The 16,931-nt window shown below is 71.4% G+C and carries 18 protein-coding genes; 7 read left to right on the top strand and 11 right to left on the bottom strand.

The features are described from left to right. Positions 1 to 114 precede the first annotated feature (114 nt). The 3 genes from ACLQ23_RS28440 to ACLQ23_RS28430 form a co-directional block, all read right to left on the bottom strand. Positions 115 to 1,533 carry a carbohydrate-binding protein gene (locus tag ACLQ23_RS28440; RefSeq protein WP_355591189.1) on the bottom strand — a complete coding sequence of 473 codons (1,419 nt, stop codon included), beginning with the start codon at positions 1,531 to 1,533 and terminating at the stop codon, positions 115 to 117. Positions 1,534 to 1,605: 72 nt separating this feature from the next. After that, the gene (locus tag ACLQ23_RS28435) at positions 1,606 to 2,361 is read right to left on the bottom strand and encodes a YidC/Oxa1 family membrane protein insertase (protein WP_425881366.1); all 756 of its coding nucleotides are present in this window, start codon (positions 2,359 to 2,361) and stop codon (positions 1,606 to 1,608) included. Positions 2,362 to 2,459: 98 nt separating this feature from the next. Continuing rightward, positions 2,460 to 2,753, bottom strand: coding sequence for a DUF6412 domain-containing protein (locus ACLQ23_RS28430; protein WP_231640037.1), 294 nt, complete (start codon positions 2,751 to 2,753; stop codon positions 2,460 to 2,462). A 184-nt stretch (positions 2,754 to 2,937) separates the two neighbouring features. On the opposite strand from ACLQ23_RS28430, the gene ACLQ23_RS28425 reads away from it, so the two are divergent. The 3 genes from ACLQ23_RS28425 (at position 2,938) to ACLQ23_RS28415 (ending at position 6,516) form a co-directional block, all read left to right on the top strand. Beyond that, positions 2,938 to 4,074: a carboxylate-amine ligase gene (locus ACLQ23_RS28425; protein ID WP_053655605.1), complete on the top strand. Its 1,137-nt coding sequence runs from the start codon at positions 2,938 to 2,940 to the stop codon at positions 4,072 to 4,074. A gap of 21 nt (positions 4,075 to 4,095) precedes the next feature. Beyond that, on the top strand, positions 4,096 to 5,475 hold the full coding sequence (locus ACLQ23_RS28420; protein ID WP_053655604.1) for an FAD-dependent oxidoreductase: 1,380 nt from the start codon (positions 4,096 to 4,098) through the stop codon (positions 5,473 to 5,475). A gap of 72 nt (positions 5,476 to 5,547) precedes the next feature. Then, complete coding sequence (locus tag ACLQ23_RS28415) at positions 5,548 to 6,516, top strand: LacI family DNA-binding transcriptional regulator (protein ID WP_355591432.1); 969 nt, start codon at positions 5,548 to 5,550, stop codon at positions 6,514 to 6,516. 352 nt (positions 6,517 to 6,868) lie between these two features. Here the strand turns inward: ACLQ23_RS28415 and ACLQ23_RS28410 are convergent, their stop codons facing one another. From ACLQ23_RS28410 to ACLQ23_RS28400, 3 genes are all read right to left on the bottom strand, one after another. Then, positions 6,869 to 7,822: a carbohydrate kinase family protein gene (locus ACLQ23_RS28410; RefSeq protein ID WP_355631002.1), complete on the bottom strand. Its 954-nt coding sequence runs from the start codon at positions 7,820 to 7,822 to the stop codon at positions 6,869 to 6,871. Continuing rightward, positions 7,819 to 9,084, bottom strand: a complete 1,266-nt coding sequence (locus tag ACLQ23_RS28405; RefSeq protein WP_425734879.1) for an AGE family epimerase/isomerase — start codon at positions 9,082 to 9,084, stop codon at positions 7,819 to 7,821. The genes ACLQ23_RS28410 and ACLQ23_RS28405 overlap by 4 nt, the downstream gene beginning before the upstream one ends. Before the next feature lie 230 nt (positions 9,085 to 9,314). After that, entirely contained in the window at positions 9,315 to 9,947 is a 633-nt protein-coding gene (locus tag ACLQ23_RS28400) for a GyrI-like domain-containing protein (protein ID WP_355631009.1), read from the bottom strand. 96 nt (positions 9,948 to 10,043) lie between these two features. Here ACLQ23_RS28400 and ACLQ23_RS28395 point away from each other — a divergent pair, with 96 nt between their 5' ends. Continuing rightward, the gene (locus ACLQ23_RS28395) at positions 10,044 to 10,820 is read left to right on the top strand and encodes a hypothetical protein (RefSeq protein WP_425734878.1); all 777 of its coding nucleotides are present in this window, start codon (positions 10,044 to 10,046) and stop codon (positions 10,818 to 10,820) included. A 62-nt stretch (positions 10,821 to 10,882) separates the two neighbouring features. Continuing rightward, positions 10,883 to 11,488, top strand: a complete 606-nt coding sequence (locus ACLQ23_RS28390; RefSeq protein WP_425734877.1) for a YdeI/OmpD-associated family protein — start codon at positions 10,883 to 10,885, stop codon at positions 11,486 to 11,488. 20 nt (positions 11,489 to 11,508) lie between these two features. Here ACLQ23_RS28390 and ACLQ23_RS28385 read toward each other — a convergent pair whose 3' ends face one another. After that, a complete protein-coding gene (locus ACLQ23_RS28385) occupies positions 11,509 to 12,753 on the bottom strand; it encodes an RNA polymerase sigma factor (protein WP_425734876.1) in 1,245 nt (414 codons plus the stop codon). Between the two features lie 9 nt (positions 12,754 to 12,762). Next, the gene (locus tag ACLQ23_RS28380) at positions 12,763 to 13,137 is read right to left on the bottom strand and encodes a YciI family protein (RefSeq protein WP_425734875.1); all 375 of its coding nucleotides are present in this window, start codon (positions 13,135 to 13,137) and stop codon (positions 12,763 to 12,765) included. Positions 13,138 to 13,314: 177 nt separating this feature from the next. Between ACLQ23_RS28380 and ACLQ23_RS28375 the strand changes: the two genes are divergently transcribed. Further along, the gene (locus ACLQ23_RS28375) at positions 13,315 to 14,181 is read left to right on the top strand and encodes an aminoglycoside phosphotransferase family protein (RefSeq protein WP_425734874.1); all 867 of its coding nucleotides are present in this window, start codon (positions 13,315 to 13,317) and stop codon (positions 14,179 to 14,181) included. A gap of 7 nt (positions 14,182 to 14,188) precedes the next feature. On the opposite strand, the gene ACLQ23_RS28370 is transcribed toward ACLQ23_RS28375, so the two are convergent. The 3 genes from ACLQ23_RS28370 to ACLQ23_RS28360 form a co-directional block, all read right to left on the bottom strand. Next, positions 14,189 to 14,998 (bottom strand): Fpg/Nei family DNA glycosylase, encoded by an 810-nt coding sequence (locus ACLQ23_RS28370; RefSeq protein WP_425734873.1) that lies wholly within the window; start codon positions 14,996 to 14,998, stop codon positions 14,189 to 14,191. A 120-nt stretch (positions 14,999 to 15,118) separates the two neighbouring features. Then, a complete protein-coding gene (locus ACLQ23_RS28365; protein ID WP_355591148.1) occupies positions 15,119 to 15,337 on the bottom strand; it encodes a DUF397 domain-containing protein in 219 nt (72 codons plus the stop codon). Further along, complete coding sequence (locus ACLQ23_RS28360; protein ID WP_355631015.1) at positions 15,330 to 16,217, bottom strand: helix-turn-helix domain-containing protein; 888 nt, start codon at positions 16,215 to 16,217, stop codon at positions 15,330 to 15,332. Before ACLQ23_RS28360 ends, ACLQ23_RS28365 begins: the two co-directional genes overlap by 8 nt. Before the next feature lie 514 nt (positions 16,218 to 16,731). On the opposite strand from ACLQ23_RS28360, the gene ACLQ23_RS28355 reads away from it, so the two are divergent. Further along, positions 16,732 to 16,881, top strand: a complete 150-nt coding sequence (locus ACLQ23_RS28355) for a hypothetical protein (RefSeq protein ID WP_425881365.1) — start codon at positions 16,732 to 16,734, stop codon at positions 16,879 to 16,881. The last annotated feature ends 50 nt before the right edge of the window (positions 16,882 to 16,931 follow it).

The following is a 16,931-nucleotide window of genomic DNA, read 5'->3' as shown; positions in this document are numbered from 1 at the left end:
AGACAGTTAACTGTTCCTGTCCAGAGGCCCGCGTGAATGACCGCGCCCAGACACGGACGACCGGGTCTCCCACCGCACCTCGGCGCGGTGGGAGACCCGGCGAACGCCGCCGCCTCAGCGGCGGAAGGTGAACCAGTTGACGTTGACGAAGTCGTTCGGCTGACCGCTTGTGAAGGTGAGGTAGACGGAGTGCCGACCGGTCACCGCGGCGACGTTCCCGGGCACCGAGGTCCAGCTCTGCCAGCCGCCGGTGTTGCCGATCGCGAAGCTGCCGATGGGCGTCGCCGTCGGGCTGTCCAGCCGCACCTCGACCAGACCGCTCACGCCGGAGCCGGCGCCGGAGGCCACCCGGGCCACGAAGTCCCGAGGTGACGTGGAGCCGAACTCCACGTTGTCGTAACGCACCCAGTCACCGTTGCGCAGCGCGCCGATGTTCTGCCCACCCTCGGCACACGCCTCCACGATCACACCGTTCTGCGCGCTGAACGCCTCGGCCTGAATCTGCCCGTACGCGTCCCGCGTGCCGCTCGGCGGCGGCGTGGTCGGCGCCGGCGTGGTGGGCGGGGTGGTTCCGCCGCCCCGCCGGTACACGGCCACGTAGTCGACGAGCATCGGCCGCCCCGGGACGGTAGCCGCCGTGGGCGTGGCGCTGCCTGCCACCCCGTTCGGGAACGCCCCACCCATCGCCACGTTGAGCAGCAGGAAGTAGCCCGCGTGCGAGGTCATCTGCGACCAGGCCGACTCACCGACCCGGCTCTGGGTGACGGTGTGGTAGAGCTGCCCGTCGACGTACCAGCGCAGTTGCTGTGGGCTTGTCGAGGCGTCCCACTCGAACCGGTAGGTGTGGAACGCGGACTGGCAACTGCTGCCCGGACACGCCCGGGACGCCCCGATGCCGTTGAACTCGTCGCACGGCCCTCCGGGCGCGACACCGCAGTGCAGTACGCCCCAGACCGAGTTGAGGCCGTTGACGTTCTCCATCACGTCGAACTCGCCGATGCCCGGCCAGTTCTGGTAGTTGCCCCGGTAGGGAGCGCCGAGCGCCCAGAACGCGGGCCAGTAGCCGGACGCCGCCGCACCGGTGACGTTCGGCATCTGGATCCGGCCCTCGATGGCGAGCACGCCGCCCGCCGGCGCCTTGAAGTCGCTGCGGACGGTCTCGATGCGGGCGGAGGTCCAGCCGCCCGAACTGTCGCGCAACGGCGTGATCCGCAGGTTGCCGCTGCCGTCGTGGCTGACGTTCGCGGTGCTGGCGGTGTAGCGCTGGATCTCGCCGGTGCCCCAGTTGGCCGGGCCGCCGGGATAGTTGTAGCCGGTGTCGATGATCCAGTTGGCGGCCGACGGCAGGGTGCCGGCCGCGCCGGTGAAGTCGTCGCTCCAGACCGTGCTCCAGCCGGACGCGGGGGGCGGCACGGCGGCCTGCGCGGTCATTGTGACGCCGGCCAGGGCGGTGGTGGTGGCGACGAGCAGGACGGACGCCAGCAGGCGGCGTCGGACGGGTGGGGCGGTGGTGGCCGCCGAAGGAGGTTCCATGGACGTGCCTCTCTGCGGGGGACGGTCGAGAGAGCGCTCTCTCAGGAGTTGTACGTCCCGCCATGACAGTTGTCAACGTCGATCTTCTTCGTCGCTCTGCGCGACCGTCTGCGGACGCCGGAGCACCACCTGCTCCAACGCCGACCACGCCGTCGTGGTCACCAGATAGATCACCGCGGCCAGCGGCAGCACCAGCGCCACCAGCACTGTCGCGAACGGCAGCAACGGCAGCAACCGACCGAGCGTGGCTGCCCCAGGCCCCTCGGTGGGCGTACCGGCCACGGTGCCCACCGCCGCCGACGCCCGGCGTGCGCGCCGCGACGACCACCACGCCAGCACCACCAGCACTGCCAACAGGACTGCGAAGAGCGGCAGGGCCGCACCCGTCAACCCGTCGCTGAGGTGATGACCCAGCGGCACACCGGCCAGCCGCTCGTCAAGCAGGCCGGTGCCACCCTCGCTTGTGGTGAAGAGGCGGTACAGCACCAGCAGGAACGGCGCCTGGAGCAGCAACGGCAGGCAGCCGGCAATGGGGTTGGCGCCGGCCGACCGGTACAACGCGAACACCTCACCCTGAAGCTTCGCCGGGTCGTCGGCGTACCGGCGTTGCAGGTCGCGCACCTGCGGGGCGAGCGCCGCGCGGCGCCGCTCCCCGCGGACCTGCGCAACGGTCAGCGGTGAGATCAGCAGGCGGACGGCGATGGTGAACAGGACGATGGCGGCGGCGGTCGCCATGCCGCCGGCGAACGGTTCGAGCAGATCGGTGAGCCAGGACAGCGCGCTGCCGGCGGCGCCGACAACGGTGTGCAACGGTGCGAAGGCGAGCATGGGAAACCCCTCGGTCCGATTCCGGTGAGGTCCTCCCCCGGCGCCGTACGCGCGGGGAGAACCGGTGACTGTGGGATCGGCCGCGCGGCGGTGTGGCGCTACGCGGCGAGGGGGTGCCCTGGTGCGCGGGGTCGGGGTCGCCCGGCGGCGTCCGGATCGATCTGTCGGGGCGTCCGGCGGCCCCGGGACCGGGCGCGCAGCCCGGCCCATACGCGTGCGAAACCCGGTGCCCCCGACCCGCCGGGCACCCGCGCCGCGAGCAGCGCGGTGAGCAGCACGAGGGCGGTCAGCGCGACGCCCGCCAGCAGGTCGGACGGGTCGGCCGCGAGCAGGGTGAGCTGGGCGGACGCGGACATCCACGCGACCCAGAGGAACCCCAGCGGCACCGGCACGCGCTCAGCATAGGACCCGGTGTCACACAGTCCGGCCGATTCGCGACGCGCGGCCCATGCGCCGAAGCGCGACACGCGATGCGACGCGCCGTACGCCACGTTTCCGGGCGTCACCACCGCGGGTAACCACAGACAGACCGACGCGGACGGCCCGCGATCGGCTGGAGCGGACGGTGGTGTGGCGATGACGGGCCAGGTGACGGAGGCGCCCAGCGGTTCGGCCGCGGGGACCGGGTTGCTCACCGTCGGTGTCGAGGAGGAGTTCCTGCTCGTCGATCCGCACACCGGAGCCGCGGTTCCCGCCGTCGACCTGGTGCTGGAGCAGGTGCCGGCGGAGTTGCGCGGGCAGGTGGAGCGGGAGTTCCAGACCAGCCAGATCGAGATCGGCAGCCCGCCCGGGCTTGAGCTGTCCTCGATCCGGCACTCCCTCGGCGTGCTGCGCAAGGCGCTCGCCGACGCCGCCGAGCGGGCCGGCGTCCGGCTGTTGGCGATCGGCACGGGCCCGGTGGACGGGCCGGTGCCGCCGGTGGTGGACAAGCCACGCTTCGACCGGATGATCGAACGGTTCCGGCTGCTCGTGCCCGGCCCCGGCAACAACGGGATGCACGTGCACGTGGGTGTTCCCGACCCGGACACCGGTGTGCAGGTGCTCAACCACGTCCGGCCGTGGCTGCCGCTGCTGCACGCTGTCACCACAAACTCCCCGTTCTCCCGGGGTGAGGACTCCGGCTATGCCAGTTGGCGTTCGGTGGAGTGGGAGCGCTGGCCGTCGGTGGCGCCGACGCCCTGGTTGGAGTCGCATGAGCACTACCAGCGGCTGATCCGCCAGTTGATCGCCAGCGGCGTGATGCTCGACGAGGGGATGCTCTACTGGTACGCCCGGCTGTCGGCGAAGTACCCGACCGTCGAGCTGCGGATCGGCGACGTGTGCCCGTCGGTGGACGACGCCGTGCTGGTCGCCGCGCTGGTCCGCGCCCTGGTGGCCACCGCCATGGACGACGTCGAGGCCGGCCGCCCCGCCCTGCAGACCGATCACCACCTGCTCGTCGGCGCGCACTGGCGGGCCGCGCACGACGGCCTGGAGGGCGAGGCCGTCGACGTGACCACCGGGGAGCTGCGCCCGGCCTGGGAGCTGCTGGACCGGTTCGTGGAGCGGATGCGACCGGCCCTGGAGCAGCACGGCGACTGGGCCGAGGTGACCGATCTGCTGGGCGGGCTGCGCCGGCACGGCACGGGCGCGGCACGACAGCGTGCGGTGTTCGCCCGCACCGGGCGGCTCGTCGACGTGGTGCAGGACGTCGCACGGCAGACCCATGGCTGATCAGCGTGACAGGATGAACCTGTGGTGCAACGGTTGATCGTCATTGGCGGGGACGCGGCCGGCATGTCGGCGGCCTCCCAGGCCCGACGCCGTCGGGGCTCCGACGACCTGGAGATCGTGGTCTTCGAGCGCGGGCACTTCACGTCCTACTCGGCGTGCGGCATCCCGTACTGGATCAGTGGTCAGGTCGACGGCCCGGAGCAGTTGATCGCCCGGGAGCCGGTGACGTTCCGCACGGAGTTCGCCATGGACGTGCGGATGCGCCACGAGGTGACAGCCATCGACATGGAACGCCGCGAGGTGGTCGCCCGGGACCTGGAGGGCGGCGGGGAGGTCCGCGAGCACTTCGACGAGCTGATGTACGCCGCCGGCGCGACGCCGGCACAGCCGCCGTGGGCGCGGACCGACGCCGGCGGCGTGTTCGGGGTGCAGACCCTCGACGACGGGGCGGCACTGCGCGACTGGCTGGACGCGGAGCCGCAGCCGCGCCGGGCAGTGGTCATCGGTGGCGGTTACATCGGCGTCGAGATGGCCGAGGCGCTCATCCAGCGCGGCCTGTCCGTCACCCTGGTCGAGGCGTCCGACCAGCCCATGTCGACTGTGGACAGCGACATGGCCGAACTAGTCGTCGACGCGATGCGCGGGCTGGGTGTGACGATCCGCGCCGGCCTGCCGGTCACCGGCCTTGAACAGCAGGACGGCCGGGTGTCCGCCGTGGTCACCGCCGAAGGGCCGATTCCGGCCGACGTCGTGGTCCTGGGCCTCGGCGTACGCCCGAACGTCGCGCTGGCCGAGGCTGCCGGCCTGCCGATCGGGCCGACCGGCGGGATCCGGGTGGACCGCCGGATGCGGGTGCCGGGCTTTCCCGGGGTCTGGGCGGCCGGTGACTGCGTGGAGACGCTGCACCGGGTCAGCGGGATGCCTGTGCACATACCGCTGGGCACGCACGCCAACAAGCAGGGCCGGGTGGCCGGCATCAACATCGGCGGCGGGTACGCCACCTTCGCGGGTGTGATCGGCACGGCGGTGACGAAGGTCTGCGAGCTGGAGGTGGGCCGCACCGGTCTGCGCGAGCGGGATGCGAGCGAGGCGGGCTTCGACTTCATCTCGGTGATCGCCGAGTCGACAAGCCGGGCGGGCTACTACCCCGGTGCCCGGCCGATGACCGTCAAGCTGATCGCGGAGCGTCCCAGCGGCCGCTTGCTGGGCGCGCAGATCGTCGGCTGGTCCGAGGCTGCCAAGCGGATCGACACGCTGGCCGTGGCGTTGTGGAACGGCATGACGGTGGACGACATGACGGCGCTCGACCTGGGCTACGCTCCGCCGTACGCGCCGGTGTGGGATCCGGTGCTGATAGCCGCCCGAAAGGCGGTCGACGCGCTCGCCGCTGTCGCCCGCTGACCAGCGTCCGCCGTGGAGGACCACCCTGTGACCCAGACCCCGACCCGCCCGGCCGTACGCCGGCGCCCGACGATGGTCGACGTCGCCCGGCACGCCGGGGTCAGCTTGAAGACCGTCTCCCGGGTGGTAAATGACGAGCCGGTGGGTCAGGAGTTGCTGGGTCGGGTGCTCGCCGCCATCGCCGAGCTGGGTTTCCGGCGCAACGACATCGCCCGCAACCTGCGCTCGCGGCAGCTCAACGCCACAGTCGGGTTGCTCATCGAGGAGATCGCCAACCCGTTCTACGCCACCATCGCCAGCGTCGCCGCCGAGATCGCCGCCGCCCACGGCACCATGTTGATCACGGCTTCGTCCGAGGAGGACCCGGAGCGGGAACGCGCCGTACTCCAGGATTTCACGCAGCGTCGGGTCGACGGGCTGCTTGTGGTGCCGGCGGGCCACGACCACTCGTTCCTGCGCCGTGAGGTCGAGCTGGGCATGCCTGCGGTCTTCCTGGACCGGCCGCCGCAGGGGCTGCTCGCCGACGCTGTCCTGCTGGACAACCGCGGTGGCGGTGAGGCGGGGGTCGGCGCGCTGCTGGCCGAGGGGCACCGGCGGGTGGGTCTTCTGCTCGGCGCGCCAAGCGTGCCCACCATGCGTGATCGGCTGGCCGGTGCCCGGACGGCGCTGGCCGCCGCCGGGGTCGCGCCGGACGGATCGCTGCTCTGCGACCGGCTGATCGCGCCTGAGGACGCCGGGCGGGCGGTCGCCGCGCTGCTCGACCTGGCGGACCCGCCCACCGCGTTCTTCTGCGGCAACAACCGGCTTACCGTCGGCGCCCTCCAGGAGCTGCACCGGCGCGGCAGCGACGCGGCGCTTGTCGGCTTCGACGACTTCGAGCTGGCCCACCTGATGCCCCGGCCGTTGACAGTCGTCGCCTACGACACGAGGGAGCTGGCGAGGGTCGCCACCGAACGACTCTTCCAACGCATCGCCGGCGACGACTCCCCGCCCGCAACAACGGTGCTACCCACAAGACTGCTACGCCGCGGCCTCCGCTAATCCCCACACGCCCGCCCGCGTTACCTGCCTTCCCCGCTTCCCCGCTTCCCCGCTTCCCCGCTTCCCCGCTTCCCCGCCCTCGGCGCTCCCCGCTGCCCTGCGCGCTTCCCGCCCCGCGCTCACCCCGCCCCCGCGCTCACCCCATCCCCCGGCGTCGATCATGAAGTTGTGGTGGGCAATTAATCCATCCGTGCCCCTTTTGTGAGGCACCACAACTCCATGATCGACTCACGCGGGCGCGGGCGCGGGCGCGGGCGGGGGCGGGGCGGGGGCGGGGCGGGGGCGGGGGCGGGGGCGGGGGCGGGGCGGGGCGGGGTGCGGGCAGAGAGGGCGGGGCGGTGGGCCGGGGGTGTTAGTTAGGGGTGGTTAGGAGGGCTTCTACCTCGGCGCTGCGGGGCGGGTCGGCGCCACGCCGGGCGCAGGTCAGCGCGGCCACCGTCGCGGCCTGCCGGAGCACCGCCTCCCAGTGCGGCTCGGTCACCGCTGCTAGCCGGTCGGCCGGCCGGTCGCCGAGCGCGTCGAGGTCGGCCAGCGCGGCCAGCAGCCCACCGGTGAACGAGTCACCGGCGCCGACGGTGTCGACAACTGTGGTGCGTACCGCTGGTTCCTCGTGCAGCGTCCCGTCGGGGGCGAGCAGCCACGCGCCGTCGCCGCCCCGGGTCACCACAGCGCAGGAGACCCCGGCTTCGCGCCATTCGGCCATCACGTCGGCCGCCGACCGGTCCGGGTGGAGCCAGGCGAGATCCTCGTCGCTGGCCTTGACCAGGTGCGCGTGGCGCACCTGCCGGCGTACCCGTTCCTGCTCCGCAGCCCGGTCCGACACGATGCTCGGCCGGAGGTTGAGGTCGATCGAGACGGTGAGCGCGTCCCGCTGGCGTTCGCGGGCGAGCAGATCCTCCAACACCTGCGCGCCGGGTGCCAGCGCGAGCGCCAGCGATCCGGTGTGCAGGGCTGTCGCCGGTGTCCCGGTGAGGTCGGGCAGTTCCTGCGGCGTCCACTGCCAGTCGGCCGCACCTTCCAGCCGGAACTCGTAGCTTGCCTGCCCGGCGGCATTCAGGGTGGCGACCGCTACCGAGGTGGGCTGGTCGGCGCGGACCGCCCAGGTCAGGTCCACCCGGTTGGCGTCCAGGTGCCCGGTCAGCTGCCGGCCGTACTCGTCGGGGCCGATCCGGGCCAGCAGGCGTACCTGCTGGTCCAGTCGGGCGAGCGTGACCGCGACGTTCGCGGGCGACCCGCCCGGCACGGCCCGCTCCCCCTCGGCGGTGACCACCAGGTCGATGAGGGCTTCACCCGCCACCACGATCATTCGGTCACCTCGCCCGGCTTGCGTGGGCCGGGGCCGCCCAGCCCGTCCGCCGAGCGGGACAGCAGCACCGCCTGGTACGCGTGGTAGACGTCCGGCCGGCCGTGCCAGACCGTGTCCGAGGGCAGGTTCTGCGCGTCAAGCTCGTGCCGCCACCCGGTGTCGTCGATGAGGTTGCGGCGGGCGTACGCCCAGAAGACCTGGAACCAGTCGGCGTAGACGGCGTGCCCGGTGCGGCGGTGCAGGGTGACCGCCGCGCCGATGGCCTCGGCCACCACCCAGTGCATCCGCGAGCGGACCACGGGCCGGTCCTCCCAGTCGATCGTGTAGACGAAACCGTCGGCGCCGTCGACCGCCCAGCCGCGCCGGACGCTTGCGGCGAAGAGGGCACGGGCGTCGGCGAGCAGCCAGCGGGGCGGCTGTGGCAGGACGGCCTCCAACTCCAGCAGCAGCCGGGCCCACTCGAGCCAGTGCCCGATCGTCGAGCCGTACGGCCGGAACTGGTCGGCGGGCTGGTCCCGGTTGTAGTCGGGCAGCGGCGTCCAGTCGGCGGTGAAGTGCTCGGGCAGCCGCCAGTCGTGTCGGGCGGCCTCGCCGTGCACCAGGTGGGTGGCGATGCGCAGGGCGCGGTCGGCCCAGCTCGCGTCGCCGGTGGCGGCGTTGGCGGCGAGGAACGCCTCGACCATGTGCATGCTGCTGTTGGCGCCCCGGTAGTCCTCGGGGACGGTCCAGTCGCGGTTCCACGACTCGCGGACCGCGCCGGCGTCGTCGTCCCAGAAGTGGTCCAGCACCACGGCGAGCGCGTCGTCGAGCAGCTCGCGCGCGCCGGGTCGCCCGGCCCTGGTCGCGCTGGACGCGGCGAGCAGCACGAAGGCGTGGTCGTACCCGGCCTTGCGGTCGTTTGTCGGCTCGCCCTGCTGGTCCACGGCGGCGAACCAGCCGCCGTACTCCTCGTCGCGCAGCAGCGTGCGCAGCGCCGCGACGCCGTGGTCGACGAGGGCGGCGGCGTCCGGATCGCCGTTGCGGTGGGCGAGCGCCGCCACGTGGGTCATCCGGCAGGTGATCCAGGTGTACAGCGGTTCGTCGCGAGCAGGTGTGCGCTCGTCGGTCAGCCACCAGAAGCCGCCCTCGGGCCGGAGGGCGCGGCGGGCGGTGTCGAGCAGCGTGCGGGCCTGGTCGGCGAGGAACTCGTCGAGGTCGGGCAGGTCGGGTGACCCTGCCGGGACGGGGGCAGGTTCGGCTGCGGATCGGGGCACGTCGGTCATCTCAGCTGGTCACCGCCGGGTAGGGAATGGACATACGGCCAGGATCGGCGGACGAACCGGGTCCGCGCCGGAAAACCGCAAACGGTACGCCGCGTGCCGACCTGTCGAGTCGGGTACGCGAGGAGGAAAGCACCATCACTCTTCCTCCCATTTGTCCGTTGACATCGTTGTCACCGCTCAACCCTGCTCCGGCAGCCGCCGACTGTCAATTCCGCCTACGGTCCGGCCCGTCACACCGGCCCGGACGAACCCGTGACGGGCTGCCGGAGGATCGTGCGCTGCCGGTCGGGGGCGACTCTACGGAAGTCGCTCAGGTAGATCTCGTGGTGATCGCCGGCCATCCGCAACCCCTCACCGGGGATGAACTCGTTGTGCATCCGGGCGAGCACGTCCGCCTCGTCGTCGAAGGAACCCACGTGCAGCGTCTGCGCGCACCGCCCTTCGGAGAGCGTCTCCAGGCGCACGTCGGCGAGGCGCGCCGGCCGGTTCTTGACAGTGACCTGCTCGACGGCGGCGGTGAACATGGCCCGGTCGATCCAGTCCGGAACCATGAGCAGCAGCGTCCAACTCCACAGCGACTTGTCCCGCGCGGCAGTGAAGGACGCCATGTCCTCGGCCCACCACAGACCTTCCAGCGGAGGGACGACGTAGTCGCGCCCCAGGTCCGTCCTGCTTGCGAACTTCAGCTTGTACGCCACCGGATAGAGCGCTTCGACAGCCGCCGCGAAGGCGGGCGACGTGTTGGGGTCGCCCTGCCCGTCGATCATGAGGTACCGCATGTCGGGCACGTCGACGATCCGGAACCGGCCCCGGGTCGCCTGGTAGGTGTCGAGGGTCTTCTTGAAGTCGACCTTGCTCGTCATCGGGCACCCGTCACGACGGCAATGATACGAGCGGCCGACCGTCGGCGAGGGCCGCTCGCCTCATCGCGGAGTTCGACGCTGACCGATAATCCGGCCATGCGGGTGACGATGGCGACCGATGCCGGCCACGCCGGGCGTACCAATGAGGATTTCGCCGGCGCCGTTGCGTCCGGCATGGTCCTGGTCGACGGCGCTGGTGGCATCGCCGGTGTCGAGGAGGTCTGCCGCCACGGCGTGACCTGGTACGCCACCCGCCTGGGCGGCGCCCTCCTGGGCGCGTTGTCCGGAGACCGGAGCCTGCGCGACGTGCTGGCCGAGAGCATCGAGCGGGTCACCGACCAGCACCGCGACACGTGCGACGTCACCCACCCGATCAGTCCGTTCGCCGCCGTGGCCATGCTCCGGTTCTCCGACGGGCTCGCCGAACACCTGGTCCTCGGTGACGCCGTGGTGCTCGTCGGCCGGGCCGAGGCCGCGCCTCTCGTCGCCCACGATCCGCGCGAGGTGGTGATCGCCCGATCCTTCGAGGCGCGTCTGAAGGGCATTCCCGAGGGCAGCGACGAGTACCGGCGGCTGCTGCTGGAATTGCGGGGCCGGCGAAACAGCCCGGACGGCTTCTGGGTGGCAAAGGACGACCCGCAGGTGGTCGACGAGGCGGTCTGCGGCAGTTGCCCGGCGGACGAGGTGAGCACGGCAGCGCTGCTCAGCAACGGTGCGAGCCGGCTCGTGGACACCTTCGGGCGTACGGACTGGGCCGGGCTGCTGCACCTGCTGGAGACCGACGGCCCCGACGAGGTCATCCGCCGGGTCCGGGAGATCGAGGCCCACGACGGCGTCGCCACCGACGACGCGACGGTCATCTTCCGGACCTGAACACGGCCGGGCCGGCCCGCGGGCCGAGGTTGCTGTCGTAGGGCAGCGATAGCCTGCCGACCATGACGAGTGCCGAGTTGGACGAGCTGATCGTCGCGGACGTCGACGGGCTGCGCGCCTGGTTGTCGGTAAACCACGCCACGTCGCCCGGCATCTGGCTCGCACTCACCAGGAAGGGCGGCACCGTCACCGCGCTGACCTGGCAGGATGCTGTCGACGAGGGCCTGTGTTTCGGCTGGATCGACGGGCAGGCCCGCAAACGGGACGCCGAATCCTCCTGGATCCGGTTCACTCCGCGCCGCCCCCGCAGTTCCTGGTCCCAGATCAACGTCGCCCACGTGGCCCGGCTGGAGACGCAGGGCCGGATGCAGCCCTCGGGCCGCGCCGCTGTGGAGGCCGCCAAGGCCGACGGCCGGTGGGCCGCCGCCTACGCCCCACCGTCGAGGGCCGAGGTCCCGCCCGACCTGCTCGCCGCCATCGCTGCCAACCCCGCCGCCCAGGCCATGTTCGACGTGCTCACCAAGGCCAACAGGTTCGCTCTCATCCACCGGCTCAATGCCGTCAAACGGGCCGAGACCCGCGAACGCAAGATCGTCGAGTTCGTCGCCATGCTTGCCCGCCACGAGACGTTCTACCCGCAGAAGGCGAAGCCTCCGACCGCACAGTGACAGCCGTCTCCGCGTACCCGTCAGGTGGCGAGCTGGTCGCGGCGGCGGGTGAGGTACGCGTGTTCCGCGGGGTTGCTGGCAAGCCCGATGGCCCGGTCGTACGCCGCCCGTGACTCGCCGCAGCGGCCGAGTCGCCGCAGCAGGTCGGCGCGTGCGGCGTGGAAGGCGTGGTAGCCGTCCAGCACCTCGGCGAGCCGGTCGACCTCGGCGAGCCCGACGTCGGGTCCGTCCACTTCGGCAACCGCGACGGCCCGGTTGAGCCGCACGATCGGTGAGGGGTCGAGCAGCACCAGGCGACCGTAGAGGGCGACGATTGCCGACCAGTTGGTGTCCCGGGCCGACGGCGCTTCCGTGTGGACAGCGCTGATCGCGGCTTGCAACTGGTAGCGCCCGGGTGGCTCGCCGCCGGCCGCCACCGCCCTGATCCGCTCGCGTACCAGGGCGGTGCCCTCGGCGATGAGGCTGCGGTCCCATGCGGCGCGGTCCTGGGCGTCGAGGGTCACCAACTCCCCGGTACGGGACACCCGCGCGTGCCGCCGCGCGTCGGTGAGCAGCATCAGGGCCAGCAGGCCGGCCACCTCACCGTCGTCCGGAAGCAGCGCCCGGAGCAGGCGACCGAGTCGGATCGCCTCGTCGGTGAGGTCGACGCGCACCGCGTCGTCCCCGTCGCTGGCGAGGTAGCCCTCGTTGAAGACGAGATAGACGACAGCGAGTACGCCGGGAAGCCGCTGACGGATGTCGTCGGCCGAGGGCACCCGGAAGGGGATGTTCGCCGCGCTGATCTTCGCCTTGGCGCGGGTGATGCGGCGCGCCATCGTCGTCTCCTGCACCAGGAAGGCGCGGGCGATCTCGGCGACGGTCAGACCGCCGAGCAGGCGCAGGGTGAGCGCCACCCGGGCCTCCACCGCGAGCGCGGGATGGCAGCAGGTGAAGACCAGCCGGAGCCGGTCGTCCTCGACAGGGCCTGTCGGCTCGGGAGGGCTGTCGTCGTACATGATCTGGGCCGCCTGATGCTTGGCGTCGCGCTGCGCATCACGACGGAGCCGGTCGATCGCCTTGCGGGCCGCGGTGGTGGCGAGCCACCCGCCGGGATTCGGGGGTACGCCCTCGCGCGGCCACCGCTCCGCAGCCCTCAGGAACGCCTCGGCGGTCGCTTCCTCGGCGACGTCAAGGTCGCCGAAGCGGCGCGCGAGGCCGGCAACCACCCGCGCCCACTCCTCGTGGTGGGCGCGGGTGATCGCCTGCTCGAACGCGGAACCGCTCACTAGCTCATTTCATCGCGGAGCCGCTCCGCCTGCCGTCCCGGGACCCCGGAACCGGTGCACTTCCTGCGGCCAGTCGAGCACGACAGCGAGTCGGCCCGCCCAGTACCGCGCCGCCTCGTCGTCGGGCACGTCCACGACGGCGAAGCCGCCGAGGTGCTCCTTGGTCTCGACGTACGGGCCGTCGGTGAAGACCGGCTTGCCGTCGACACTTTCGACGCTGCACACCGCAGTGGACCTGTCGAGGGCACCGTTGGAGAAGATCAGGACACCTTCGGCCAGCATCTCCGCCATCACGGCGTGGCTGGCAACTGACTTTGCGCGTATCTCCTCCGGCGTGTGCTCGGGCACCCACTCGTCGTTGAAGGTGATCAGGTACTCCGGCATGATCGTTTCCTCTCACTCCCGGACGAGGGGCCTCTCCCCGACCTCTCGCCTGCGGCGGCCCGGTCGGCCGCCGCACACTGGTTCCACGAGCGGCTACGCCCTGATACGACACCATCCCGGAATCTCTTCGTCGATGCAGCCCACCGCAACGACCGGGCAATGCGCCAGGATGGCCGGATGGATCTGCCCAAGGGACTTGACTGGGTACGTCGCTCACCCACCGGTCGGGCCTGGCTCGCCACACTCCCGACCTGGCTGGCCGAGTGCGCCGAGCGGTGGTCACTACGGCTCGGAAACCCCTTCGAGTACGCCTACGCCTCCCTCGCCGTCCCCGCCGAGCTGCCGGACGGCACGGCTGCCGTGCTGAAGCTCCAGTACCCCGACGACGACAGCCGGCACGAGGCCGACGCACTGACTCACTGGGACGGCGACGGGGCGGTCCGGCTGCTCACCCACGACCCGCAACGGCGTGCCCTGCTGGTGGAGCGCTGCCGGCCCGGCACCGCCCTGCACCAGCTACCGATGGACCAGGCACTGGACGTGATGGTCGGCCTGCTCCCTCGACTCTGGCGACCGGCCGGCGAACCGTTCACCCCGCTGGCCGACGAGGCCGCCGGCTGGATCCACCGGATGCCGGGCACCTGGGAACGAGCCGGCCGGCCGTACCAGCGGCGACTCCTCGACGCCGCCCTCGACCTGCTCGCCGGACTGGCGTCGAGCCAGGGCGAGCAGGTGCTCGTCAATCAGGACCTGCACGCCGGCAACGTCCTCGCCGCCGACCGCGAACCGTGGCTGGTCATCGACCCGAAACCGCTCACCGGCGAACGGGAGTTCTCGGTGGTGCCCATGGTGCGCGGTCAGGAACTGGGCCACTCGCCGACGGCCGTACGACACCGGCTCCACCGGCTCAGCGACGAGTTGGGGCTCGATCGGGAACGGGTCCGCGGCTGGACGATCGGCCACACGCTGGCGTGGAGCATCGCCGACGACATCGTCTTCCCGCATCAGATCGAGGTGGTCCGCTGGCTGCTCGACGAGGACTGACCGGTTTTCAGCTGGGCTGGCAGGTGCGGCACCAGTAGAGGTTGCGGCCGGCCAACTCGCCCCGGCTCACCTCGGTGCCGCAGATGTGGCAGGGCGCGCCGGGGCGGCGGTAGACGTACACCTCGCCGCCGTGCCGGTCCACCCGCGCCGGTCGTCCCATCGCCTCCGGCAGGTGCGCGTCGCGCACGGTGTCGATCCGGCCGTGCTCGACCGCGAGCCGCATCAGCCCGACCAGGTCGGCCCACAGCGCGTCCCAGCCGGCGCGGGTCAACTGCCGGCCCGGCATCGTCGGCGGCAACCCGGCCCGGAACAGCGCCTCGGTCACGAAGATCAACCCCGTGCCGGCCACCACCGACTGGTCCAGCAGCAACGCGGCCAGCGGCGTCGAACTTCGGGCAATCCGGGCGTACGCCCGCTCGGGGTCGGCCTCGGCCCGCAGCGGGTCTGGCCCGAGGCGGGCTCGCAGCGCGGCGACCTCGGGCGGGGTGAACAGTTCGCAGGCGGTGGGCCCGCGCAGATCCAGCCAGTGCCTGTCGCTTACCAGTCGCAGCCGTAGTTGACCGACGGGCTCCGGCGGCTCCCCCGACCCGTCGGTGAACTTCCCGTACAGCCCGAGGTGCACGTGCAGGGTCAACTCGCCGGCGTAGTGGTGCAGCAGATGCTTGCCGTACGCCTCGGTGCCCTCCAGCACGGTGCCGGAGAGCCGCGCGGCGCCCTCGGCGAAGCGGCCCTGCGGGCTGGCGGCGTGCAGCTTGTCCCCTGCGAACAGCTCGGCATGCCGGGCCGCCAGGCGATGAATTGTGTGTCCCTCTGGCACGGGTGCCAAGGATAGCCAGGCCGCCAGGAACGGAAGCTGCCCCGCGGTCAGGGGCCGCTCTGGCCGCGCCCTCGCACCAGGCGGCGGGGCGTCAGCCCTGACGCTGCCCGCGCAGGCCGATCACGGGCGCAGGGGCGTCAGCCCTGGTTGCTGGTCCTGCACGCCGGCCAGGAAGGCAGCCCAGGCGGCCGGGGCGAAGGTGAGCGCCGGGCCGGTCGGGGCCTTGCTGTCCCGTACGCCGACGACGCCGGGAAGGTTGTCGGCCACCTCGACGCAGTCGCCACCGCTCCCGCCGCTGCGGGTGCTCTTGCGCCAGACGGCACCGGCAAGGTCAGTCATGATGCTCCTCGGTGATCGAAGTGATCATTTTCTCTGATTCTGCCTCACTCGACGCGAGCGCTTCCAGGTCAGACCAGACGGTTTCGAAGGCAGCTACCTCCGCGGGCTTGTCGAGATAGAGCGCTCCGGTGATGTTCTCCAGGTAGACGGTGGTCGGCTCGCTCGACGCCCGCCCGAGCGCCTGCGCGAAGCCCAGCAGGACGAACGTCCCCGTCTCGCTGGCCAGCGGCGGACCGGCGGCGAGCGGCAGCACCCGCAGGCTCACGTTCGGCAGGGCTGCCACGTCGAGCAGGTGACGCAACTGCCCCACCATGGCCCGGCGATCGGGGATCGCGCGCCGGAGCACGGCTTCGCTCAGGACGACCCGCAAGGTAGGCGCGGCAGGAAGCCTGCGAACCAGGATGCCCTGTCGTTGCAGCCGGACCTCCACGAGCTTTTCCCGGTCCTCCCCACTCATGGTGGGGTTCTTCCGGCGGAACAGTTCGGTGGCGTACTCGCGGGTTTGCAAGAGCCCCGGGATCAACTCGGAGTCGTATCGGCGAATCAGGGTCGCGGATGATTCCAGACCGACGTACAGCGAGAACCACGACGGAACGACATCGCCGTACGAATGCCACCACCCCTTGGCGCGAGTTTCCTTCGCGAGCGCTGCGACGATCTCCTTCATATCTTCGGGTACGCGATAGAGAGCGCACATGGCACGCGCATCCACCACGCGCACCGGTACCAGCCCTTTCTCGATACGCCACACCTTCTGCCGCGAGCAGTCCAGCGCTGCCGCAGCGGCTTCCAGCGTCACGGAGGCGTCCTCACGGAGCTGCGTGAGCAGCCGCCCGAGCTGCCGCCGAGGCACAGTGGACCCGCTTGTTTCATCCGTCATGCAACATCGCCGCGCCCTTCCTGCAACATCAGATGTTGCGCCCCGCACACAATTGCTTGCATTCATCGTGCGTCAATACGGGATCAGGCTAGAACGGCCCGGAGTGTTGCACAAGGTGGCCAGCGTGGAACACGCTGTCACGTGCCGGAGCCTCCCGTGGAACGGGTCGAGAAATAGCGTCGGCAATGGCCAACTGTCGCGACTCGCCGCGTTAGCGGATTTGCCGGCGACACCATTCCTTTGCGAAAGGACGACGCAGTGCGTGTGTCGTACAACGAATATCTGTTGGTCACCGCGCTGACCCTCGCCCGACGACATCAACCCGTCTGGAGTTGGGAACGCTGGCGCGAGGTGTGCCGCTGCGGTGCGGAACTGCCCTGCCGAGCCCGCCATCGGATCCCGATCAGCCGTGGTCACTGGCCGACGTGACGCGCGCACCGGACGCACCGACGTGACCGGAGAGACGAGCGGTAAGCGGCCAGCCGACGTGACCAGGCGTGACGAGACAACCGACGTGACGGACGCGACGGGCGCGACGGGCGGCGTCGAGGAGTTGAAGCCCGGCAGCCTGCTGCTGATCGGTGAGGAGTGTTCGGTCCAGTTCGCGGGCGAGCGGGCGCTGCGTCTGCGGTTGGTGAGCCTCGGCCTTTCACGGCAGCCGTGATCTTGGATGTCCAGCGGGTCGGTAGATATGGCGAAGTGCCTGCCACGTAA

The sequence above is a fragment of the Micromonospora sp. DT41 genome (assembly GCF_049841715.1).
Classification (GTDB): domain Bacteria; phylum Actinomycetota; class Actinomycetes; order Mycobacteriales; family Micromonosporaceae; genus Micromonospora; species Micromonospora profundi.
Note: the sequence above shows the minus strand (reverse complement) of the source record. Positions and strands in the feature narration are given on the sequence as shown.